This is a genomic window from Micromonospora sp. NPDC048835, assembly GCF_040649995.1.
In the GTDB taxonomy this organism is placed as follows: Bacteria; Actinomycetota; Actinomycetes; order Mycobacteriales; family Micromonosporaceae; genus Micromonospora.
This window is the reverse complement of sequence record NZ_JBEZGM010000002.1, coordinates 462,517-484,520: the sequence shown is the minus strand read 5'-3', so window position 1 is coordinate 484,520 and position 22,004 is coordinate 462,517. Positions and strand designations below refer to the sequence as shown.

Genomic DNA, 22,004 nt, shown 5'->3' with positions numbered 1-22,004 from the left:
TGCCCGTCGTGCGGTCGGGCGCAGGTGGATGTGTACAAGCTCGCCGAGGAGGTCACCGCCGGCCTGGAAGGGCTGCCGGTGCCGTTGCGGGTCGCGGTCATGGGCTGCGTGGTCAACGGGCCGGGCGAGGCCCGGGAAGCCGACCTCGGCGTCGCCTCCGGTAACGGCAAGGGCCAGATCTTCGTCAAGGGACAGGTCGTCAAGACCGTCCCCGAGGCGCAGATCGTCGAGACCCTGATCGAAGAGGCACTACGCATCGCCGACGAGATGGGCGTCGCAATACCAATCGACTGACCACCCGAGGAGCAAACCATGACATCGTCAATCAGCACCCTCTCGCCCCTGGACCAGCCCTGGTCGGAGCCGATCGACGCCGAGGAGCTCATCGAAACGGCCATGGAGTGGCACTTCGACCCGAGCACCGGCTCGCCCTTCTGGCTGGAGCGGGCCAAGAGCTTCGACTTCGACCCTCGGAAGGACGTCCGATCGATCGCAGATCTGACGCTCTTCCCGAACATCGTGGACGAGCTTCGGGACGTACCTATCCGCGACCTGATCCCGCGTGGTTACGGGACCAACTACCAGCAGCCACTCATCGCCGAGAGTGGCGGGACGACCGGACCGCCGAAGCGCCTGATGTGGATGGCCGAGACCCTGGAGCAGGCGACGGCCTGGCACGCCGAAGGCCTCGCTCAGCACGGCGCGTTTCGACGCGGCGGGGACTGGCTCTGCATGGGACCCACCGACCCGCACATGGCGGGCCACCTGATCCGTGCCACCGCGGCCAAGTTCAACGCGATGTGCTTCCTGCTCGACCTCGATCCCCGCTGGGTGAAGCGGTTGATCGCGCGGGGTGCGACCGACGAGGTCGCGCTCTACGTCGAACACGTCGTCGACCAGGCCGAGTGGATTCTGCGCACCCAGGACATCTCGGTGTTCTACAGCACCCCACCACTGCTCGACGCGCTCTGCCGGCGCGGCGACATGGTCGACCTGATCAACGAGAGGGTGGACGTGATCGGCTGGGGCGGCACGAAGATGGACACCGAGGTGCGCAACCGCTACCAGCGTGAGGTCTTTCCCGGCGTCAAGTTCATCGGCGGCTACGCCAGCACGATGATCGTCGGCGGCATCGTCGAACGCGCCAACGGCGTCGAGGGCGAATCGCCGATCTTCGACCCGCCCTCGCCGGTGACGATCTTCTCCGTGATCGACCCGGCCACCGGCACCAGCGTCCCGTACGGGCAACGCGGCCAGGTCCTCCAGCACCACATCAGCCGTGGTCTGCTCCTCCCCAACAACCTGGAACGCGACTCGGCGGTCCGGGTGCCGCATCCCCGCAACAGCGGTGGCGACTCGATCGCCGACGTACAACCGGTCACCCAGTTCTCCGGCAAGCCGGTTGTCGAGGGCGTGTACTGACATGGCGGAGAGCATCAGCTGGCTGCTGCGCGACATGCGCAAGGCACGCAGTGGTGGTGCCGGCGGCGTGGCGCAGCGCCAGCGCGACCGACTCGCCCGGGTGGTGTCGCACGCACGCGCCCACTCGCCCTATTACCGCGAGCTCTACCGAGGGCTGCCGGATCGGGTCCACGACGTCAAGCTCCTGCCGGTCACCGACAAGCGAAAGCTGATGGCCGACTTCGACAACTGGTGTACGGACCGACGTGTCACCCTCGAACGGGCCCGCTCGTTCATCGACGACCCGACCCAGGTCGGTCAGCCCTTCCTGGACAGGTACCGGGTGGGCACGAGTTCGGGTAGCAGCGGCATCCGCGGCATCTTCCTCTTCGACGACCGCAGTACCGCTGTCACCAGTGCGATGGCCCTTCGTGGGTTCGGGCGCTGGCTCCGCTGGCGGGACGCCGCCCGGATCCTCGGAAGCGGCGCCCGGGTGGCCTCGATCCTCGCCACCGGCGGGCACTTCGGCTCCTCGACAGTTCTGCCGCGGCGAAGCGACGGCAGCCGGGTCGGCGAGCAGCGGCTCCGGGTCTTCTCGGTGTTCTCCCCACTGCCGCAACTGGTCGCCGAACTCAACGAGTTCCGGCCGGCTGTCCTGATCGGCTATGCGGGGCAGCTCGCCCTGCTCGCCGGCGAGCAGGAGGCCGGCCGGCTACGGATCCGACCGACCCTGGTGGTGCTGGGTGCGGAAGGCCTCTCCCAGCCGGGGTACGAACGGATCGCGTCGGTGTTCCAGGCGCGGATCGGTAACGGCTACGGCGCCTGCGAGTTCATGTCGACGGCCGCCAGTTGCCCGCAGAGCTGGCTGCACGTCAACAGTGACTGGGTGATCGTCGAACCGGTCGACCGCGACTATCGCCCGGTGTCGGCCGGCGAGGCGTCGCACACTGTCCTGATCACGAACCTGGCCAACGAAGTCCAGCCGATCCTGCGCTACGACCTTGGTGACTCCCTGCTCGTACGCCCGGATCCCTGCCCCTGCGGCGATCCGTTCCCGGCGATCCGGGCCCGGGGTCGGGCCAGCGAGGCGCTGATGTTCGACGACGGACACGGCAACCAGGTGCCGGTCGCCCCGGTCGCGCTGGCCGGTGTCATCGACCGCGCGCCGGGGCTGGAGTTGGCGCAGGTGCACCAGACCTCACCGAGCCAACTCAGCGTGCGCCTACGGGCGACCCACCACGCCGACCTGGAGGAACTCTGGCGGGTCGTGCGCGGCGAGATCCAGGCGTTCCTGCATGCCCACCAGCTCGACGGCATCAACGTGACGCGCAGCGACGAGGCTCCCGAACAGTCAACCGGCGGGAAGTACCGCCTGATCATCCCGTTCGCCGGGACACCGGACAGGTCGGAGTCGGCGAGGGCGCAGGAGAGCGAGTTCAAATGACCCACACATCGTTGGCCGACCAGACCATGGAAGACCGCGTCGGCCTCGGAACGTACGTCCTCTCCGCAGCGGAGGTCGAACAGGTCGCGCTGGTCGTGGACCAGTTCCGGCAGCGGGTGTCCACCGTCGACCGGCCGGAGACGGTGACCGTCGCGCACCTGCTGCACGGACTTCTACCCGAAGGGCTGCTGCGGGCGATCGAGGACTTTCGCCGCTACGGCAACGCGCACGGAGTGCTGACCGTCCGGAACCTTCCGCTGCCGGGCGATCTGCCCCCGACCCCCCGCAGCGCCAATTCGGTGGCGGTGGACTGCACGCCCTCGGCGGCCCTGTTGCTGCTGCTGATGTCCCGGATGGGGGACCCGATCTCGTACGTCGAGGAGAAGCACGGGTCGCTGATCCACGACATCTGCCCGATCCCTGGTGAGGAGGACCAGCAACAGAACACCGGCGCGGTCTACTTCAAGCTGCACACCGAGAACGCCTTCCACGCCAGCCGGCCGGACTTCCTCGGCCTGCTGTGCCTGCGGCCCGACCACGAACGTCGCGCGTCCTCGATCACCAGCTCGATAACCGAGGCCGTCCGGTTGCTCAGTCCGGAGGACGAGGCCGTGCTCCGAGAGCCCCGGTTCCGTACCCGTCTGGCGCCGTCGTTCTGTCGTGGCCAGGCTCACCGGCCGTACCTCGCGCCAACGCCCGTTCTTGCCGGCAGCGCCAGCTTTCCGCTACTCACCGTCGACTTCGATGACACCGCGCCGGGCGACCCGCAGAGCGCTGCGGCACTGGACGCCCTGCACGAGGCGTTGCAGGCCGTCCGACGCGAAGCCATCCTGGTCCAGGGTGACCTGGCCATCATCGACAATTCGACGACTGTTCACGGACGGGGTGAGTTCACACCCCGTTACGACGGTGCGGACCGTTGGTTGCAGAGGCTCTTCGTGGTGCGGTCCCTGCGTAGCTCCCTCGATCTGCTGGATCGAGCCGACGGCTACCGCTGCAGGGCCCTGGCCGTACCGTGATCCCGGCTGGCAGGTGGGCTGGCCTCCCGTTGCGGACGTCGCGGCGAGTAGAACCGGGAGCGGTAGGCCACCACCACCGCCTCGCCGCGGCTGCGCACCCGCAACTTCCGCAGGATCCTCGACACGTAGGCCCGCACCGTGGCGGTGGTGACAGACATCGCCTCGGCGATCTCCCCGGTGGACTCGCCGCCGGCGAGCCGTTGGAGCGTCTCCCGCTCCCTGGGCAGCAGTGCTCGGATCACATCCGAGCGGCTGGGACCGTCGTAGCCGTTGTCGAAGCAGTCGGCCAGGTAGCCGATCATCTGTCGGGCCAGGGGGGCGGAGACGAATGCGTTTCCGGCCTCGGCGGCGCCAAGCGCCTGGGGCAGGTCATTGGGCAGGCGGTCCCGCAGCACGTAACCGCTGGCCCCTCCACTCATGCCGTGCCACACGCTCGATCCGCTGCCACCCACGGCGACGACCACGAGCGCCGCCTCGGTCCGGTCGATCAGCTCGCCCACCGTCTGCGGGCCTTCGGCCAACAGGGTGCTGGACAGCACAAGGACGTCCGGGCGGCGCTGTCGTACCGAATCGGTCGCCTGCCCCAGGCTCTCCCCCTCGCCGATGACGTCATGGTCGGGCAGGTTGTCCACCACCTTGCGTATCAGCCTGCGTCCTATCGCGTCGGAGTCCGCGATGATCACATGCATAGAGAACCTCGCCTGGGTAGGGCTCCCCCGTGTGGGAGCGATCCGGTCGGGAACTTGATCGGACTTACGCTCTGAGATGCGAGGACGGGCAGCGTCCGTTGGCTTGGAATGGCAGCCGCCTCGGTCCCGGCTGCGACGGCGGGGGTGGCGAACCTGCGGCGGCGATGGACGAAGGACGATGGATTCAATAAAAAACCGACCTCCCGGTTTTGTCAACACCGCCCGTGAAGACCCGTCACTGAGAGTGATCGACAGCGTGGTCGACGCTCGGGACGACCAACGCGGGATTCGACGTTTTCAACATTTTTATCGCTGGCCACGGAATGATGCCAGGGCTATAGTACGTTGAGGATCATCGATAAGTTTCGGGGGACTTTCGTGAGTCACCAGGTTGACGCCCCACGCTCTCTTTCGCGAGAACTCGGTCTGCCGGCGGGACCTACCCTCACGTACGATTCCACGGTCCCACGTTGGCTGGTGCACCGAGCAGCGGTTTCCGAGGTGTTACTGACGAGTTGGCAGCGAGTCGGCCAGGAAACGTTCGTCTGCGGCGCCCAGTGGCCCCGCGGTCACAGCCTCTACGCCGGGGCGAACGCCGAATTCGACGCCTTGGTGATTGTCGAGACCGTTCGACAGGCCGGCATCCTTGTGGGCCACGAAGGATTTGGGGTTGCGCGCCGCAACCCCTTCATTATGCAGCGCCTGCGTTGGCGACTCTTCGAACCTCTCGTCCAGAGTGGAAGCGCACCGTTCGACTGTGTGGTCACCGTGCAGGCGATGGATGCCCAGGTCCGGCCAAACGGCACAGCCGCCATCAGGTTCGAGTTCGAACTGCACCACGGCGGACGCCAACTCGCGTCGGCGACCGGCTGGACCCGCTGCGTCAGCCCCGCCACATACCGGCGGTTGAGGTGGGGCGGAGGCAGCCCCAGAAGCGCAGCGCCGCAGATCGTCCACCCCGTGGAACCCTCGTCCGTCGGCCGCGTCGATCCTCGCGATGTCGTCATCGCCGGAAGTCCCCGCGACGGCTTGGAACTCCGAGTCCCGATCGACCACCCTGTCTTCTTCGACCATCCCCTCGACCACGCGCCAGGAATGATGGTCTACGAAGCAATGCGCCAAGCCGCCTGCGTCACGGCCGGACGTCAGTTTTCCATGGTGGGCGCGGACGTCGATTTTGCACACTTCACCGAGCTGGACCAGCCATGCCATATTTCGGTTGCGTTAAAACCGGGGCCTGACCTCACGCGTGCCGACGTGCAATTCTCGCAGAACTCTCGCATCAGCGCCCAGGGTTTCATGACGCTGGCTGAACGATAAAGTTCGCACGCGTCTCCTCGGCCAACTCCAGCAGATCCTGAAGTTTGGGAGCCGGCACCAGACCGGGTAAGAGAACCCGCCACATTTGCGCGACAGTGTCGTTCAGCTTGGGCCGCTCCTCAAGCACCTGGGCCAAGACCTGGAGACCAGTGAATGAACCTACGATGAAATGGGCGACGCCAGCAGTATCGATCGTCGGCTCGACGTCACGCTCTTCGACCGCCCGGTTCAGAAACTCAGCAGTCATGGCGATCCAGTCGAGGTAAGGAGTTCTGCCGTCATGCTCGAGGGAGCCCCGCTCCAGGGTGAGCCGAATGCCGCCGCGAATCACCGGATCGTTGATCATCTGCGTGGCGAGGGCATGCGAGAGCTTGATCATCGCGTTCAGCGCCCGCGTGCCGGGTGCCGCCGCCCACTCGGCGATCTTCATCCAGCTCACGTGCTGCATGTCGACGACGGCCTGCGCCAGCTCCGCCTTGGATCCAAAGTGGAAGTAGAGCGCGCCTTTGGTCACTGCCGCCTTGGCGATGATGTCGCCGAGGCTCGTAGTCTGGTAGCCGAACTGGTCGAACACGTCCGCGGCTGCCCGGAGGATCGCCGCCCGTGTCTGCTCAGCGCGTGCCTGCCTCACCATAGGCGACATCCTAGGGATTGGCGTGGTGAGGCGGCCATGGTCAGCCGGTGACCGGCCGCACGGCCGTCGCAGACCCGATAGTTCGGCGGGTGCTGCTCACCGGCTCCACCGGATTCATCGGGACGGCGATCCTCGCCGCGCTCCGTCGGCGTGGAACGCCGGACATCCGTGTCCTCCTACGTCCTCGACACACCGGCCCACCCACCCCGGACGTCACAGTGGTCACGGCCGATCTGGCCGACCGCCGCACGATCGCTGGCTGTTGCGACGGGGTCGACCTCGTCATCCACGCGGCCTCCTACATAGGGCCGGACCCGAACCGGTGCGCTCTGGTGAACGAGGAGGGCACCGCGAATCTCGTCAGGACCGCTGTGCGGGCGGGTGTCGGTCGCCTGCTCTACGTCAGCACGGCGGCGGTCTACGGGGCCGGCCCGCACCGTGGAGTCGTCGAGGGCGCGTTGACGCCGTCGCCCTCGTCCCCGACCAGCACGAGTCGCCTCGCCGCCGAGCAGTCGGTCACCTCCGCCGGTGGTGTGGTGCTCCGCCCGCACCTCGTCTACGGGGCCGGAGACCGCTGGGTCCTGCCCTCGCTCGTTGCCCTGCTGAAAGCCCCTGGCCTGATCGAGGGGGGCACGGCCCTGATGTCCATGATCGCGGTGCGGGACCTGGCCCGCGTGGCCCTGGCGCTGGCGCTGGAACGACCGGATATCCCGCACGGCGCGATGTACCACGCGAATCATCCACGCCCGGTCAGCCTCCGGGAGGCCGTCGAGGCACTCGCGACCCGCCTGGGCGTCACCGCACCCGGAATCAACCTTTCCCGTGCGGCGGCCGCCGCCGCACTCCCACACCTGCCCGCTCGCCTGCTCGATCTCGCCGCCAACGATCACTGGTACGACTCGACGGCGATCTGGCGCGACGCCGGCTGCCGGCCCGGACGCCCCCCGCACCGAGACCTGCGCGACGCGACGGACTGGTGCTTGCCCCCCTGCTGACGGTCATGCGCTGCGGTCACGAGCCCCACGGCTGGCCGCGTGAGGAGAGGCGACGGTGGCCGGACCACCTGCGGTCCGACCACCCGCCGCGACCGTACGCACTATCGGCGGCTCCACTGCTGGTTGGTCTGGCCGGTGCACGTCCAGAGAACGAGCTTCGTGCCATTGCCCGTGCCGACGTTGTAGGGGTCCAGACAGAGGCCGGACTGCACTCCGGTGATGGTGCCGTTGGCGTTGACGTTCCACTGCTGGTTCGTGCCGCCGTGGCAGTCGTAGATGGTGACCTGGGTACCCGGCGAGGTGCCGTAACCGGCGGCGTCCAGGCACTTGTTGCCGTACACGGTCAGCGCCTTGCCGCTCGTGTAGGTCCACTGCTGATTGGTGCGGCCGTGGCAGTCCCACAACTGCACCTGGGTGCCGTTCGTGGTGGAGGAGCCGGGAACGTCGACGCAGCGGCCGGAGAGGGCACCCACGATCGCGGTCGTCGTCGATCCGCCGCCGCTGCCCGGGTCGCCGATGCTGCCGGGCACCGACTGCAGGGCGCTGTACCAGCGGGCGGCCATCTTGTCGTAGCCGCCGGACGTGGGGTGGACGCCGTCGATCAGGTCGGCTGTGGTGAGGGCGCTTTGCATGTCGACGAGGCGCACCCGCTTGCCTGCGTTCACCTTGCTCTGCACGATGCCGGGGATCGCCGCGTTGAAGGTGCGGGCAGCCGCTGCCTGGTTGCTGTTGGAGATCGGGATGATCTGAGCGACGAACACCTCGGCGTTGGGGGCTGTGGTGGTGATTCGGTCGATCAGGGTGGAGAGCCGGTTGGGCGCGGTGCTCACGTTGTAGTTCTGCAGGATGTCGTTGGTCCCGATGTGCAGCAGGACGGTCTGCGGGCGCTGCGTGTTGAGCCAGTTGACGATGTTGGCGTCGATCTGGTCGATGCGCCAACCGGGATGCCCCTGGTGGTCGTGATCGCCCAGGCTGGCGGGCCCGTTGAACTGCGACCCGACGAAGTCCACCGTGTACCGACCGTTGACCAGGCGCTGCCAGAGCCCGATGCGGTACCCGCCGGGCACCTGGGTGCCCTCGGTGATGGAGTCGCCGAGCGGCATCACCCGAACTCCCCCGTTGGACTCCGCACTGGCCGGGCCCGTCGAGGTCAGCACCCCGGCGAGGACCACACCGAGGGCGGCGGTAGCCGCGAGCCATCTTGCCCTTGTCCGCATAGGTTTCTCCCCTGCAGTGGTAGTGCTGACCGAGGAGTCAGGCCGTCGCGACCGCCGCCACATCGGCATGACAGTGCCGTCGCAGCACCGCGATGATTGTTAACGCTAACAGCGATTCTTGTAAATTCTTGTCGCTGACTTGGGCCACGTCAAGCACCAGTTACCGGGCCTGCGTACCGCTCGCCGCGCGCCACTTCGCGGGCCCCGCTACCCGCCCGGGTGCCGCGGGCGCCGAGGGCCGACCGCCGGTACGGATGAGGTTCGTGGTGCCGGTAGGGCGGGAGCGGCGCGTACACCGAATGTAGGTTTTTTTCGTATAAGGGCGTTTGATGTGAGGATCGCTCGACTACCTTCGCCCTGGTGGCAACAACCGATTTGTCGCCTTCTGCACCGACTGTGACGTGCGGAGACATGGTGTACGGAGAAGGGCTGGGTAGCTCGATGTCCAACTATCTGCACCCGAACATGAGCGAGGTAGCGGCAGGCCAGGCCCGTCCGCCGAAGAGGCGGCGGGTGCGCTGGCTCGTGGCCGGGGTAGCCGGGTTGACAGGTGTGATCGGCCTGGCCGCCTTCACCCCGGCCGGAGCGAGCGGAGCGTTCGGAATGCGCGGCAACGGCCCCTCGAACGCCGGAACGCAGGCCCTCGCCGACGGCAACCGAGGCGGCGGCGACCACGGAGGCCAGGACCCGGGCGGCCGCGACGGCAGGGACCACAAGAAGGACGACGATCGTAGAGACAGCAGGGGCGACGACTTCCGGTCCGTGCCGTGCAACTCGGACGAGCTGATCGCCGCGATCGTGCGCGCGAACGCCAACTCCGGGGCGAAACTCCGGCTCGCCGAGAAGTGCACCTACACGCTCACCAGATCCGCACCTCCTCCACCCGTACCCTTCGGCGCGGTCGGCCTGCCGATCATCACGCAGCAGGTCGTGATCGACGGGAACGGTGCCACCATCGTCCGCGCCGCCAACGCCACCCCGTTCCGCATCCTGGAGGTCGGAACCGGAGGCAACCTGACACTGCGCGACGCGACCATCAAGGGCGGCCTGGCCGATGGTGGGCTCGGCCAGGGCGGCGGCGGCATCCGGATCGACGTCGGCGGCAGGGCCACCATCGAGAACACGAACGTGGTCTACAACCACACGAACGGCCCTGGTGGCGGTATCGCCAACTTCGGCGTCACGAAGATCCTCGGCGGCGGGGGCGACCACGGCTGGGACGGCAAGGACAAGGACAAGAAGGACGGCGGCAGCACCATCAGCAACAACAGCGCCGTGTTCGACGGTGGAGGCATCTTCAACAACGGGAACCTCACCGTGGAGAACACCCGACTGAGCTACAACAACACGATCGGAGTCTTCAACACCGTGCCCATCGGTGGCGCGGGTGGCGGCCTGTCGAACAGCCAGGTCGCGGTGCTGAACAACGTCCGCCTGGACAACAACACCGCAGGCTTCCGTGGCGGCGGCATCCGCGGTGGCATCAACTCCACCACCGAGGCCAAGAACGTCGAGATCAACGACAACCGGGCCGGCAGCGAAGGCGGCGGAATCTTCTCCGACGGCACCTTCCACCTCAAGCACGGCAAGGTCCACCACAACGAGGCCGGCCAACGCGGCGGCGGTGTCTTCAACCAGATCAACCAGTTCGTGGCCGAGGACAGCAGGATCAGCGAGAACGTCGCCAGCACGAACAGCACCATCGAGCACGGCGGCGGCGTCTACAACGGCAGCGGCACCGTCGTACTGCGCCGCACCCACGTCGACCGCAACCGGGCCATCGGCTCGAGCTCGCAGGGCGGCGGGATCTACAACAACGCCACGCTCACCCTCACCGAAGCCAAGGTGACCGACAACATCTCCACACTCGCACCCGGCGGGATCTTCAACGACGGCGGCCAGGTCACCGTGGACCAGAAGACAGCCATCAGCGGCAACCGGCCCACGAACTGCACACCCAGCTCACCACCTGTGCCCAACTGCTTCGGCTGATCGTCCGCCCACCCCGGCACTCGGGCAGCAACAGGTAGGCATCCGGTCCCGCACGGCTTCGATCACGATGATCGGAGCTGCGGCGGGACCGGATGCGTCTGCGGGACGACCCCCGCTCTTCCCCGCGCATTGCGACTGCGCTACCTAGCGGCCTTCAGGAAGCCGACTCGAACCTCCAGCCCTCTGCCCCGTGGTTAGAGAGCAAGTCGAACCATGTCATTATCGATTGGTCGAGCATGTCTGACTCCAGATGAAGGGCCTCGACCACTTTCCGCGTGATGGATCTTCTTCCGAAGCGCTACATGCTCGAGGTCATCGGCCGAGGAAGAGCCGCAAAAGCCGCCAGGCACGACGACGCCGCTCAACGTTGGACGACCACAGATACACAGCCGCCAGCACTCCGATTCCGGATCCGGCCAACAGGACAGGGAGCGTCAGCTCGGGCATCATCGCGAAAGATCCCTTCCGTCCAAGAGCACCGCCCTGGGTCGGACGGCTAGGATCCAGCCTCCGCCCCGCAAAACGGCCGTTTACGCCTAGCAACGAGGTTTTCCGAACGACACCGTCGGCGGCCGAGGTCCTCCCGGATTGGCCCCCGCGGGCGGTTTGACCGCCGTTCGGACAGGCCAGGCCGATCCAGCGATGGACACTGCTTTACAGGTCTTGCCAGGTCTTGCCAGCATCCAGCACGCTGTGGGTAATCATGACCGAACCCACCGCGCCCGTGATGCCGCCGGTGACCAGTGACCCGCTGACCCTTTTGCGGAGCCGGTTGCTGGAACTGCACTTGCATCAAGGCAAACCCAGTGCCCGGGAGATTCACCGCAGGGCCGGTAAAGGGATCAGCCACACGACCGTGGCCAAGGTGCTCCGATGCGCCAACAACCCGGCCTGGGGTCAGTTAGAGCTGGTTGTCGAGGCTCTCGACGGCGACGTCGAGGAGTTCCGCAGGTTATGGATTGCTGCGAGTAGCCGGCGGCCCGCCCACCCCCACCTCGGCGACCAGGCGATGGGCTCGGGTGGCAACCACGTGCGCAGTCGCACCCTGATCAACCATTCCCATGAGGTCAGTGGGGCGACGTTCCTCCCTGACGGGCGGCTGTTGGTCGCCGCCCAGCACACCTACAAAATGATCGAGGAGCACTGGGTTCCGGTGGAACCCACCAAGGGGCCAGTGCCCGTGGGTGTTGACGAGGAAAAATTCACGCCCGTGATGCTCGACCTGTTCGGCCGGGACCGGCACTTGATCGTGCTCGGTGACGACAGATGCGGTAAGACCAACCTGCTCATTCTTGTCGCCCGCGGGCTCGTGTCCAGGTACCGCGCCGACAAACTGGTATTCGCGGTGTTTGACCCGCGGCGCGAGTTGGCCGACGTAGTCGGCGACGAATATATCGGCGCATACTGCCACAACATTGACACCGCCCCTCAACTCGCTCAGGCGCTCGCCGAGGAGGTGGCCAGACGACGCAGGGCAGTCGCGTCGTCGGGCTCGTGGCAAGGTCCGCGGATCGTGGTGCTGGTCGACGACTACGATGTCCTCACGGCTTTGGAGAGCCACGCCCTCGCACCGCTTCGGCCGTTCCTGTTTCAGGCGACCGACCTGTGGCTGCATTTTGTGGTGACCCGCAGGGTCGCTGGTGCGGCGGAGGGTATGAGGGACCCGACACTCCTGGCGCTCCGCGAGAGTGGGGCAACCGGCTTGGTGATGAGTGGCGATCGGAGCGCGGGTCAACTGTTTCCCGGCGTATACGCGGGCGAGTCACCACCAGGGCGAGGCGTCTGGATCCGTCGGGGCGAACCAGCGGTCACCATCCGAACCGCACTGATCAGTCCGGCTGACTGAATGGCGTGGGCAGAGTGATCGACAAGAACGTCTGACCACGATTCCGCAGCCCAGAAGCCTCGTGATCTTTGCGTCCGAAGGGACTCCGGGCGTGGTGCAACATCGTGTGGTGCAGCAATCGGCAGTGCAGGATGTGCTGTGCTGTGCTGGTTCTGTTCCGAGAGTGCTGGTCATGCGCCGAACACACCCGTGCACCAACGGAGCACCATCACGGTCGGTAGCAGACGAAGGGGTTGCCAACTGTGATTACAGGTTGCCTGCTTGAACCCATGGCGGCTCGCCAGCTTGGCCCGAGGGCCGCCCAGACGCCAGCGTCTGCCAGCGAAGGCGGCAGCCCTCAGCTAGACTACAGCCAAGTGAAATAAATCAAAGCTGGTTGCGGATGCTGCAGATGTGACCGAAACTAGAGGCGCGAGCCCACCTGGAGGCTCCGCAGCGGGGAGTAGATCATGGCCACGGCGACGACACTCGCGGCAACGGCGCTCCGTCTTTCCGAAGCAGCCAACCGGAAGGACAGCCCGGAATACAATTCACTGCAGCCCCTCTTCGCTCTCCTCTCACGGCTGGATCACGATGAGGTGCGCCTAGTAGCCCGCAACGCGGGATCCGTAACCGTCCCCAGCCTGGTCGTTGATCTACTGAGGCAAGTAAGTGTCGTCCTTGACCGCGGGGACGGTGTGGTCGTGAGCGAGGTTGCTCGAGAGCTCACCACCAGTGAGGCCGCCCGCGTGCTAGGCGTGTCGAGACCAACCGTGATCAGCCTAATTGATCAAGGGACGATCAAGTCCCACAAGGTAGGCACTCACCGTCGAGTAGCACTGCGGGACGTATTGGCTTACCGCCGGAGCCGCATCTCACAACAGCGCGAGGCCTATGAAGCTTTGATGGCCGAGCAAGATGACTTGGGCATCTACGAATAAACCTCCACTGTGGCTTCAGCCATGCGGCATCGGTAGCCTCGACACGTGCTGCCGGTGCCGCTTACAGTGTTCGTAGACGCCAACATCCTGTACTCACGATGCCTGCGTGATTGGCTGGTGATGATGGCCCTCGACAGCCAACACACCGCGTTTGAGCTTCGATGGAGCGAGGCTGTGTTGACTGAGGCTTTCTACCACTTGCGCCGCAATCATCCAGACGCGCCAGAGCAGCAGATCGAGCGCTGGCGTGACTCTCTGGACGAGAACTTCCCTGAAGCCAAGGTAACCAACTGGGAGCCCGGGTCCGTTCCATGCCCTAAAGATCCGAACGATCACCATGTCCTGGCCGCTGCCTATGCTGGCAGGGTCGACATCCTCGTCACCCAGGACGGTGACGTCAATGACTTCCAGCAGTGTCTCGACCATGTGGACGCTGGCACCGACGTGCAGCACGTCGACACCTTCCTCTGCATGATCGCAGAACGCCACCCAGAGCTTGTTCGGCGGCGCTACCTGTCCCAGGTCATGTACTGGCAACGCCGCAACAAGTTAAGCGAAGAGGAGGCTGCCGACTCCAGCACGGACAGCCTTGACAAGGCGGGGGCTGGACGGTTCGCATTCCTACTAAGAACCAACGAACACTTCCGAATCTGGTGACCGCGCAAGCAGCAGTTCCTTCGCTCGCATTGCCTTCATCGAGCACACCAGCGCCGCAACCACCGGTATACCGCCGGGTGACCGCAGGCGTGGCGTATGGACACAGGATGCGGCTGGCGCTGCCGACCTGTCTGAACTGAACTTGGCCTACCTGAGGGCTGCGCGCTGGGCAGGACCGCCCGCCACACCTGCAAAAGATCGGAACCAGCGCCCGCAAGAACCCTTCGGCCGCTGGGGCAAGGCCTTGGGCGATCATGTCGTCGCAGTCATGATCGACCGTCTCGTCCACATCACCGAAGTCATCTCTATTAACGGCGACAGCTACCGGCTCAATGACCGCGACCTCGGTCGTGTCCCCTATCGTCGTACCGTGTTCAACGCCTTCATGCAGAACGAACTGCTGCTGTCGATGCTGGCGACCGTGGCTGGAGATGATGTTGATCTGGACCCGGCCAGGAAGGCATTCGAGGAGACCAGAGGCGACTTCCGTCGAAGTTCACCGCCGCGGTGCAGGCGCGGCTGGCACAGTCGGCAGTTCCTGAGGTGTTCATCGACCTACCGGAACACCCCGAGTTGCTCCGAAAGTCCGACCTCGAGGCGTTGGTCCGGCCGGCCGCGGACGGATTTCTGCGTTCCTACCCGTCCAAGGAGGAGCTACTGACGCAGGTCGTCACAATCCGGCGCCGTCAGGAGCGGCGGCCGACGTGGATTCCGCGTGTCGACTGCGACGGCAACCCCACGCTGTCAGCAGCAGTCAGGCCGCCGGAGGAAGAACGCGAGCCGGACCAGCCGCTGCCTATTACTCCTCTCTCCGAACTCGGCGCGGTAACGATCATGCTCCCCGCCGCCGGGCAGGAACGCCCGGGACTGGCCATGGCGTCCGGCGGCATCGGCGAATGGGAGTCCGCGCTTTCACCTTCCTCGGTCTCGCAGACGGCGCGCCAGCGACAACTATCACAATCGACGCGACGGCAAACGAGTCGCTGATCCCCGACGACGTGCGCTGGTGGTCACTCGACGCGGCCCAGCCGGTGCCGGCCGCGCAGGACCGAGGCGTAGCCAGCGAGCTGCTTGCCACGAGTCCGACCCTGGGTAGCCTGCCGGTGATCGACAACTCGTCGGAACGGTACGAGGTCGTCGTTGATGCCCTGGTGGCCGTGGGCGACTGGCGCCACAGCCCTCGCACTACCCGTCAAGCACCAGTGACCCCACGACGGAAGAGCAGGTCAACACACACGCGACCCAAGCATGACTACGGAAAGTGACGGCGCCCACATGACACCCACGCAACACCCACTGTCCAACCGGGACGATCAACAAAAAACGCCTGACCGCGTTTCCGCAGGTCAGACGTTGTTTGATCTTGTGCGCCCGAAGGGACTCGAACCCCTAACCTTCTGATCCGTAGTCAGATGCTCTATCCATTGAGCTACGGGCGCTCGTGCTCAGCCAGTGTACACACCCGGCTTTCGCGCGGAGACTCCGGGATTCGAACCCGGGAGGGGCTTTAAGACCCCAACCGCATTAGCAGTGCGGCGCCATAGACCAGACTAGGCGAAGTCTCCCTGGTGATCCTCAGACCACCGCGCCCGAGGATACAGGTCCCCACCCACCGGGGGCAAAACGACTTCCGGGGTACGCCCACCAGGGCCGCCCGCCCTCGGTGATTCCACGCTGTGCGCCAGCGTGATCGGGACTACGCTCCATCGATATGCAGGAGCAGCCACCCAGCGAGTCGACCCGTCGAGAGCCTGCTGAACGAGCGCGTCGGCGCCCCCCACGGGCCACCTTCAAGGCACCGACCGTGGCCGAGCCGCCAGTGGCCGAGGAGCCCACCGCGACGGTGGAGCCGACCGAGTCGACGGCTGCACCGGCGGCCGCTCCGGCGACTCAACGTCCGCGACGGGCCAAGGCTGCGCCGGCGGTGCTGTTCCAGCCACCGGAGCCGGACCGCCCCCTGCCTCGGCGACCCCGGCGCACACCTGCCGACCTGGCCGGCGACGCGAGCGCTGAACAGCCGGACCCGGTCAATGGTGACGAACCAGGCCCGGCAGCGGACGTCGCACCGACAGCGCCCGAGGCCCGGACGACGCCGGCTCGTAAGGCTGCCCCCCGAAAGGCGACCGGTACGCCCGCCGAGGTGACCTCGCCCACGCCGGCACCACGCAAGCGGGCGGCGAGCCCCACCAAGCGTGCGGCCACCCCGCGCAAGAGCACCACGCCGGCGAAGCTCACCCCGGAACCGGCGGCCGAGCAGCAGACCACACCCCCCGCGCAGCAGACGGCACCGGCGACAGAGCCCGCCGCGCGGCAGGCCGAGCTGAAAGAGCCCACTGCGCGGCAGACGGCACCGGCAGGGCCCACCGAGCAGACCAAGGCAGAGCCCGCCGTGCAGCAGACGGCACCGGCAGCACAGGCCGCCGCGCGGCAGGTCGAGCCGGCTCTGGGGCGTACCCCGGAATCGGAGCTGCGCGCGGTCGCCGCGCGCGTGCTCGACCACCCGGGCTTCGCGCCGGAGCTGTTGGCCCTTGCCGCGGTGCGGGCGCTCGGACCCGGCGCGGCCGGGTGGGCCGCGGGTCTGCGCACCAGGTATCCGGACGCGTCCGCGGACGGGTTGGCCCGGTTGGCCGCGCGGCGGTTCGTCCGCGCGTCGGGTGCGGGCGGGGCGACCGCCGCGTTGGCCGGGTTCTTCGCGCCGCTGGCCGAGCTGGCGGCGGTGCTGTGGACGCACTCGGCGCTGGTGTTGCACCTGGCCGCCGCGTACGGCAAGGATCCGACGCATCCCGACCGGGCGGTCGACCTGCTGGTGCTGACCCAGGTGCACCCGGATCGGGCGAGCGCGGCGGCGGCCCTTGCCGCTGCCGAGACGGCTGGTGACCCGGTCGAGGGGGCGTGGCCGCGGGCCGGGGAGGCGGCCTGGCGGTTGGCCGCGCCGCTCACCGCGCAGGCCGGCGGTTGGGTCGCGTTGCGGCTGGTGGCCCGGTTGCTGCCGGGCGCGGCGGTGCTCGCGGCGGCGCTTGGTGACTCGGCGGCGGCCGACCGGCTCGCGGCCCGAGCGGTGGCCGGCTACCGACCCGAACGGCGCTGACGGTGGTGGTCCACCGACCCGACCGGCTGACCGGTCAGAGCCAGTCGAACCACTCCCGGGGCAGCAGCGCGTAGCCGACGAAGGCGAACACGTCGAGCAGGGTGTGCGCGATGACCAGCGGCATCACCCGCCGGGTGCGCAGGTAGAAGAGGCTGAACACCACGCCCATGATCGCGTTGCCGACGAACGCGCCGAAGCCCTGGTAGAGGTGGTACGAGCCGCGGAGCAGCGCGCTGGCCGCGATGATCGCGGCCAGCCGCCACTGGAGCTGACGCAGCCGGGTGACCAGATAGCCGACGACGATCACCTCCTCCAGCACGGCGTTCTGCGCGGCGGCGAGGATCAGCACCGGGACCGCCCACCAGACGTCCGGCAGCGACGCCGGCACCAGCGTGGCGTTGAGGTTCAGGTGGGCCGCCACCCAGAACAGCGCCAGACCGGGTAGGCCGATCAGCGCCGCCAGGCCGGCCCCGCGCGCCACGTCCTGACCGGGCCGCCGGGCGTCCAGGCCGAGGGTCCGCGCCGGGTCGCCGGGGTCACGGCTGAGCAGGTGTACGGCGAGCAGCACCGGCAGCAGCGCGAACACGATGCCGAGCAGCTGGTACGTGAGGTCCAGCCAGGGGCGGGCCGACGCGGAGGTGTTCAGCGAGGCGGTCTGCTTGGAGAGCGGACCGTCGGCGGTCAGCTTCGCGATGATCGACACCACCGCGTAGATCGCGGACTGGCCGAGGGAGAGGCCGAGGACCAGCAGCGTCTCGGTGCCCAGCAGTCGGCGGGACACCGGGCGGGTCAGCTCAACGGTCACCGCACCACTCTGCCCGACGTCCGGCGCCGGTGGCACGGCCGACCGGCCACCATGAGCCGATCGCACATTCTGTGCGACCAGTCGCCACTCTCCGTGGAGATTCTATGAGCGCCCGATCCGATGCCGTCTGGAGAAGGAGCGTTCGTGGAGAACCTCGCGCGGTTGCTGAAGGAGAGTTGGACCCTGGTCGAGGACGACCGGGTCCGGCTGACCGAACACTTCTACGCCCGAGTGTTCCTGCTCGACCCCGCGCTGCGGCAGCTCTTCCCGGTGCAGATGGCCGGCCAGGGCGACCGGCTGCTCGAGGCGATCGTCGCGGCCATCCACACGGTGGACGACCCGGAGAGTTTCGACGAGTTCCTCCGGGCGCTGGGCCGCGACCACCGTAAATACCACGTCGACGAGCGGCACTACGTGACGATGGGCGTCGCGCTGCTGGACGCGCTGCGCAGCACCGCCGGCGACGGCTGGAACCTGGAGTACGACCAGGCGTGGCGGGAGGCGTACGCGGCGATCGCCGCGCTGATGGTGTCCGGCGCGGCCGCCGACGACGACCCACCGTTCTGGCACGCCGAGGTGCTGACCCACGAACGGCACGGCCCGGACACCGCCGTGTTGACCTGCCGGGCGTTGCAGCATCCGCTGCGCTGGCAGGCGGGGCAGTACGTGAGCCTGGAGGTGCCGCGCTACCACCCGCGGGTGTGGCGCAACTACTCGGTGGCGAACGCCCCGAACGACGACAACGTGCTGGAGTTCCACGTGCGGTCCCCGGGGGCCGGCTGGGTCTCCGGCGCGCTGGTGCGTCGGGTGCGGCCGGGCGCCCTGCTCCGCCTGGCGGCACCGATGGGGTCGATGACCCTGGACCGTTCGTCGGAACGGGACATCCTCTGCGTCGCCGGCGGCGTGGGGCTCGCGCCGATCAAGGCGTTGGTGGAGGAGTTGGCCAGCTTCAACCGGACCCGCTGGGTGCACGTCTTCTACGGTGCCCGGCAGGCAGCCGACCTGTACGGCCTGGCCGGTCTGCAGGAGCTGGTGGCCGTACACCCGTGGTTGTCGGTCACCCCGGCGTGCAGTGAGGACCCGGACTTCGACGGGGAGCAGGGCGACATCCAGGATGTGGTGGCCCGGTACGGCCCGTGGACCACCCACGACTGCTACGTCTCCGGCGCCGCCCGCATGGTCCGGGCCACCCTGCGGGTGCTCGCCGCGGACGACGTGCCGTCGCCGCACATCCGCTACGACACCTTCGGTGACCTCTAGACGTTCCTCCCCCCACACCGGGGCGCGTGCCCCTGCCCCCTGGGGCACGCGCCCCGGTCCCTTCTCGGTCAGTAGCGCCAGGGGTGCCCGGTCTCGCGGTACTCCTCCACCGGCACCAACGGCACGCCGGGGGCCATCCGGTCGACGTAGAGCCGGCCCTCCAGGTGGTCGATCTCGTGGGCGACCAGCCGGGCCATGCCGAACTCGAACGAGGTGATGATCCGGCTGCCGTCCCACTGGGCGTGCTCCACGTCCAGTCGCAGCGGACGGGGCACCAGACCTCGGTGGTCGAAGAAGGAGAGGCAGCCCTCGTACTGCTCGTCGGTCTCCGGGTCGGCGTCGACCACCCGGGGGTTGAGCAGCACCACCGGCTCCGCCGACCGGTCGGGGGGTCGCACCACGGCCGCCGAGCGGCCGATGCCGAACTGCGGTGCGGCGACACCCACCCCCTTGCTGAACGGGTGCAGCTCGTCGAGCCGGGCCAGCGCCATGGTGAGCCGGTCGACCACGTCCCGGGCGACGTGTTCCTCGGCGGGCAGGTCGAACGGGCGGGCGCGCTGGCGGAGCAGGTCGTCCCCGCGCTGCACGATGCCGAGGCCGCGCATCCGGTCGCTGGGTCGTACCCGGGCACTGCCCGGCCCGGGGTCCGGTTCGGTCTCCGGGCGTGCACGGAAACGCCACTGCATCCGGTAGCGGGCGTTCAACGGCGGGTCGTCGGTCTGCCAGTCGTAGATCGCCCGGTCGCCCTCATCGTGCCGCTGTGGCGCGGTCCGCAGCGGGCCCTCCTCGGCGCTGAGCGAGGTCTCCACGCCCCACACCTGCGGGTCGAGCACCACGGGCAGGTCCAGGCGTACGGCAAGTTGCCGGGTGGGGAGCCGGACGGCCCGCTGGAACCAGGGGCCCCACTTGTCGTGCCCGACGCTGTACGCGTACTCGATGACGGCCCGGTCGCCCGGGTAGAGGGGGAAGCGTCGCTCCCCGTTCTCGAAGAGCAGCCAGATCTCCTTGAAGGCGTCCCGGTCGTGTTTGGCCCGCCAGTGCATCGGCTCCGGGTCGCCGCCGCCGTCGTCCCGCCGGGCCTGTATCTGTAGCTCGGCGAACGTGAGGGGGTGCTCGCGGTGGTGCCGGTTGGAACGGCCGGGATCGTTCGGGTAGCGGTCGACGGCGACCCGGACCAGGTAGCGGTTGACCGGCTCGGTGCCGGCGTTGTAAAGCTCGCGGTGGATGACGCACCGGTAGCCGTCGTCGGTGTGGGTCAGGGTGGCCAGCTCCCGTTCCACGACCAGGCCGGTGCCGGGTGGCAGCCACTGTCCCGGCAGGTACGGCTCGCGCTGCGGCTGACCCGACCGGGCGTGCCGCAGGTCGTCGTACTCCCGGTAGCGCTGCCAGATCGCGCCGCTGGCCTCCAGGACGGCTTCCGCTCGGCGGGCGAAATCCTCGGTGGGGCGGTGCCGGCGCCCCTCGACGTGGCTCACGTAGGACGGGTCGAACCCCATCAGGACGGCCAGTTGCTTCTTGGACAGCCCGCGCCCGGTCCGTTGCCGGGCGAGCTCGGCCGCGAAGGAGTCGGCAGCCCGTTCGAGGGGTGAGGTCGTCATCAGCTTCCTCGTGGCCGGGGATATAAGTTTCACGTTCTGTGCGCGAGCACACACGCATGTGGCATGTTTTCGACACACCGCTTGACAATTCACCGACGACCATCGATCGTGCGGCGGCGTTTCCCTGCACCGACTCCGGGTAGTACGCGGGGCACTACACCCGTCGAACACGGGGTGAGCTGGGCGTCCGGGATGTGACCAAGGTGAGCCTTCCCTTACGGCCACGGCTGTGGTTAGGCTAGCCTTAGCTCAGGACGGCAGCGGTTCGTCCGCCGGGGCGCACTCCTCGGTCACACAGGCAGGGGACGACTCAGGTGACAGCGGTGATGCCACGGCGGGAAGCTGCCGCCACCCCGCTCGCCCCCGTCACCGCGACGCTCCGGGCCATGTTCGGCACCGACGACCTCCCCGGCCTCGCCCGGGGCCTGCTTGTCGACGACGAGCTCGGCTGGGCGCCCGCCACCACCCTGATCGACGGCAGCCGACTGTCGGAGCTGCTGAACGGCGCCGCCGTCCGCTGGGGCGGCACCCCGCACGCCTGCGCCGCACTGGCCTGGAAGTCGTACAGCTACTGGGCCGCGTTGCCGGTCGTCCTCGGCTGGGCCTCCGCCCGGCGGGTGCCGCTGCTCGATCCGGCCGACCTGCTGATCCACTTCGAGGACCACCGGCAGCTACTCACCATGGGCCTACGCCGGGGCACCACCGTGGCAGTGCTGCCGAACGACCCGCTGGCGCTCACCGGCCTGCCGGAGGTGCGGGTCGTCGCCGACGAGGCGGAGCTGCTCGCCGCACTGCGCGCGTCACTGCTCGACGCCCATCTGGCACCGCTCATCACGGCGATCCAGTCCGAGGTGCGGGTGGGCACCCGGACGCTGCTCGGCTCGGTCGCCTCCGGCATCGCGCACGGCATCCTACGGGCCGCCGACGCGCTGCCCGGCTCCACGGTGCAGAGCATCGACACCCTGCTCGGCGCACTCGACCTCACCGACCTGATCGAGTTGGTGCCCGGGCCGACCGGCGAGCCGACCGTGCAGCGCCGCACCTGCTGCCTCGCCTTCACACTGCCCCGACCGAAGGTCTGCCAGGGCTGCTGCGTCCGCTAGGCCCAGGGCGGTTTCG

The 22,004-nt window shown here is 67.9% G+C and carries 19 protein-coding genes, 2 tRNA genes and 1 pseudogene; 15 read left to right on the top strand and 7 right to left on the bottom strand.

Going from position 1 to position 22,004, the window contains the following annotated elements:
• The 4 genes from AB0C15_RS04755 to AB0C15_RS04740 all read left to right on the top strand — a co-directional run.
• A partial coding sequence (locus AB0C15_RS04755; RefSeq protein ID WP_357348654.1) for a flavodoxin-dependent (E)-4-hydroxy-3-methylbut-2-enyl-diphosphate synthase occupies positions 1-294 on the top strand: 294 nt, incomplete at its 5' end.
• Between the two features lie 18 nt (positions 295-312).
• Positions 313-1,422: a hypothetical protein gene (locus AB0C15_RS04750; RefSeq protein WP_357348652.1), complete on the top strand. Its 1,110-nt coding sequence runs from the start codon at positions 313-315 to the stop codon at positions 1,420-1,422.
• A 1-nt stretch (position 1,423) separates the two neighbouring features.
• On the top strand, positions 1,424-2,845 hold the full coding sequence (locus AB0C15_RS04745; RefSeq protein WP_357348649.1) for a phenylacetate--CoA ligase family protein: 1,422 nt from the start codon (positions 1,424-1,426) through the stop codon (positions 2,843-2,845).
• Positions 2,842-3,864, top strand: coding sequence for a TauD/TfdA family dioxygenase (locus tag AB0C15_RS04740; RefSeq protein WP_357348647.1), 1,023 nt, complete (start codon positions 2,842-2,844; stop codon positions 3,862-3,864). The genes AB0C15_RS04745 and AB0C15_RS04740 overlap by 4 nt, the downstream gene beginning before the upstream one ends.
• Here AB0C15_RS04740 and AB0C15_RS04735 read toward each other — a convergent pair.
• Complete coding sequence (locus tag AB0C15_RS04735) at positions 3,834-4,553, bottom strand: response regulator transcription factor (protein WP_357348644.1); 720 nt, start codon at positions 4,551-4,553, stop codon at positions 3,834-3,836. The two genes, AB0C15_RS04740 and AB0C15_RS04735, sit on opposite strands and share 31 nt — an antisense overlap.
• Before the next feature lie 378 nt (positions 4,554-4,931).
• On the opposite strand from AB0C15_RS04735, the gene AB0C15_RS04730 reads away from it, so the two are divergent.
• On the top strand, positions 4,932-5,873 hold the full coding sequence (locus AB0C15_RS04730) for a ScbA/BarX family gamma-butyrolactone biosynthesis protein (RefSeq protein WP_357348642.1): 942 nt from the start codon (positions 4,932-4,934) through the stop codon (positions 5,871-5,873).
• On the opposite strand, the gene AB0C15_RS04725 is transcribed toward AB0C15_RS04730, so the two are convergent.
• Positions 5,851-6,507 (bottom strand): ScbR family autoregulator-binding transcription factor, encoded by a 657-nt coding sequence (locus AB0C15_RS04725; RefSeq protein WP_357348640.1) that lies wholly within the window; start codon positions 6,505-6,507, stop codon positions 5,851-5,853. The genes AB0C15_RS04730 and AB0C15_RS04725 overlap by 23 nt on opposite strands.
• Positions 6,508-6,554: 47 nt before the next feature.
• Here AB0C15_RS04725 and AB0C15_RS04720 point away from each other — a divergent pair, with 47 nt between their 5' ends.
• Positions 6,555-7,502 carry an NAD-dependent epimerase/dehydratase family protein gene (locus AB0C15_RS04720; protein WP_357348638.1) on the top strand — a complete coding sequence of 316 codons (948 nt, stop codon included), beginning with the start codon at positions 6,555-6,557 and terminating at the stop codon, positions 7,500-7,502.
• A gap of 101 nt (positions 7,503-7,603) precedes the next feature.
• Here the strand turns inward: AB0C15_RS04720 and AB0C15_RS04715 are convergent, their stop codons facing one another.
• Positions 7,604-8,719, bottom strand: coding sequence for a ricin-type beta-trefoil lectin domain protein (locus tag AB0C15_RS04715; RefSeq protein WP_357348636.1), 1,116 nt, complete (start codon positions 8,717-8,719; stop codon positions 7,604-7,606).
• 411 nt (positions 8,720-9,130) lie between these two features.
• Here AB0C15_RS04715 and AB0C15_RS04710 point away from each other — a divergent pair, with 411 nt between their 5' ends.
• From AB0C15_RS04710 to AB0C15_RS04685, 6 genes and pseudogenes are all read left to right on the top strand, one after another.
• Positions 9,131-10,711 carry a hypothetical protein gene (locus AB0C15_RS04710; RefSeq protein WP_357348634.1) on the top strand — a complete coding sequence of 527 codons (1,581 nt, stop codon included), beginning with the start codon at positions 9,131-9,133 and terminating at the stop codon, positions 10,709-10,711.
• 703 nt (positions 10,712-11,414) lie between these two features.
• Positions 11,415-12,557 (top strand): hypothetical protein, encoded by a 1,143-nt coding sequence (locus tag AB0C15_RS04705; RefSeq protein ID WP_357348632.1) that lies wholly within the window; start codon positions 11,415-11,417, stop codon positions 12,555-12,557.
• Positions 12,558-13,006: 449 nt separating this feature from the next.
• On the top strand, positions 13,007-13,477 hold the full coding sequence (locus AB0C15_RS04700) for a helix-turn-helix domain-containing protein (RefSeq protein WP_357348630.1): 471 nt from the start codon (positions 13,007-13,009) through the stop codon (positions 13,475-13,477).
• A gap of 45 nt (positions 13,478-13,522) precedes the next feature.
• Positions 13,523-14,134: a PIN domain-containing protein gene (locus tag AB0C15_RS04695; RefSeq protein ID WP_357348628.1), complete on the top strand. Its 612-nt coding sequence runs from the start codon at positions 13,523-13,525 to the stop codon at positions 14,132-14,134.
• Between the two features lie 217 nt (positions 14,135-14,351).
• Positions 14,352-14,492: pseudogene (locus AB0C15_RS04690) on the top strand (ATP-binding protein); the annotation flags it as partial.
• A gap of 185 nt (positions 14,493-14,677) precedes the next feature.
• Positions 14,678-15,121 (top strand): hypothetical protein, encoded by a 444-nt coding sequence (locus AB0C15_RS04685; RefSeq protein WP_357348706.1) that lies wholly within the window; start codon positions 14,678-14,680, stop codon positions 15,119-15,121.
• 379 nt (positions 15,122-15,500) lie between these two features.
• On the opposite strand, the gene AB0C15_RS04680 is transcribed toward AB0C15_RS04685, so the two are convergent.
• Positions 15,501-15,573, bottom strand: a tRNA-Arg gene (locus AB0C15_RS04680).
• Between the two features lie 35 nt (positions 15,574-15,608).
• Positions 15,609-15,699, bottom strand: a tRNA-Ser gene (locus tag AB0C15_RS04675).
• Positions 15,700-15,938: 239 nt separating this feature from the next.
• Here AB0C15_RS04675 and AB0C15_RS04670 point away from each other — a divergent pair.
• A complete protein-coding gene (locus AB0C15_RS04670; protein WP_357348626.1) occupies positions 15,939-17,222 on the top strand; it encodes a hypothetical protein in 1,284 nt (427 codons plus the stop codon).
• A gap of 34 nt (positions 17,223-17,256) precedes the next feature.
• Here the strand turns inward: AB0C15_RS04670 and AB0C15_RS04665 are convergent, their stop codons facing one another.
• Positions 17,257-18,027 (bottom strand): CPBP family intramembrane glutamic endopeptidase, encoded by a 771-nt coding sequence (locus AB0C15_RS04665; protein WP_357348624.1) that lies wholly within the window; start codon positions 18,025-18,027, stop codon positions 17,257-17,259.
• Positions 18,028-18,171: 144 nt separating this feature from the next.
• Here AB0C15_RS04665 and AB0C15_RS04660 point away from each other — a divergent pair, with 144 nt between their 5' ends.
• The gene (locus tag AB0C15_RS04660) at positions 18,172-19,287 is read left to right on the top strand and encodes a globin domain-containing protein (protein WP_357348622.1); all 1,116 of its coding nucleotides are present in this window, start codon (positions 18,172-18,174) and stop codon (positions 19,285-19,287) included.
• A gap of 68 nt (positions 19,288-19,355) precedes the next feature.
• On the opposite strand, the gene AB0C15_RS04655 is transcribed toward AB0C15_RS04660, so the two are convergent.
• A complete protein-coding gene (locus tag AB0C15_RS04655) occupies positions 19,356-20,885 on the bottom strand; it encodes a peptide deformylase (RefSeq protein ID WP_357348620.1) in 1,530 nt (509 codons plus the stop codon).
• Between the two features lie 326 nt (positions 20,886-21,211).
• Here AB0C15_RS04655 and AB0C15_RS04650 point away from each other — a divergent pair, with 326 nt between their 5' ends.
• Entirely contained in the window at positions 21,212-21,988 is a 777-nt protein-coding gene (locus tag AB0C15_RS04650) for a hypothetical protein (protein ID WP_357348618.1), read from the top strand.
• Positions 21,989-22,004: the final 16 nt, after the last annotated feature.

Bases quoted from the DNA above. Each gene is read 5' to 3' on its own strand.
- AB0C15_RS04710 (WP_357348634.1), top strand. From the start codon at position 9,131: ATGGTGTACGGAGAAGGGCTGGGTAGCTCGATGTCCAACTATCTGCAC.
- AB0C15_RS04715 (WP_357348636.1), bottom strand. From the start codon at position 8,719: ATGCGGACAAGGGCAAGATGGCTCGCGGCTACCGCCGCCCTCGGTGTG.
- AB0C15_RS04655 (WP_357348620.1), bottom strand. From the start codon at position 20,885: ATGACGACCTCACCCCTCGAACGGGCTGCCGACTCCTTCGCGGCCGAG.
- AB0C15_RS04750 (WP_357348652.1), top strand. From the start codon at position 313: ATGACATCGTCAATCAGCACCCTCTCGCCCCTGGACCAGCCCTGGTCG.
- AB0C15_RS04700 (WP_357348630.1), top strand. From the start codon at position 13,007: ATGGCCACGGCGACGACACTCGCGGCAACGGCGCTCCGTCTTTCCGAA.
- AB0C15_RS04725 (WP_357348640.1), bottom strand. From the start codon at position 6,507: ATGGTGAGGCAGGCACGCGCTGAGCAGACACGGGCGGCGATCCTCCGG.
- AB0C15_RS04740 (WP_357348647.1), top strand. From the start codon at position 2,842: ATGACCCACACATCGTTGGCCGACCAGACCATGGAAGACCGCGTCGGC.
- AB0C15_RS04705 (WP_357348632.1), top strand. From the start codon at position 11,415: ATGACCGAACCCACCGCGCCCGTGATGCCGCCGGTGACCAGTGACCCG.
- AB0C15_RS04745 (WP_357348649.1), top strand. From the start codon at position 1,424: ATGGCGGAGAGCATCAGCTGGCTGCTGCGCGACATGCGCAAGGCACGC.
- AB0C15_RS04735 (WP_357348644.1), bottom strand. From the start codon at position 4,553: ATGCATGTGATCATCGCGGACTCCGACGCGATAGGACGCAGGCTGATA.
- AB0C15_RS04650 (WP_357348618.1), top strand. From the start codon at position 21,212: ATGCCACGGCGGGAAGCTGCCGCCACCCCGCTCGCCCCCGTCACCGCG.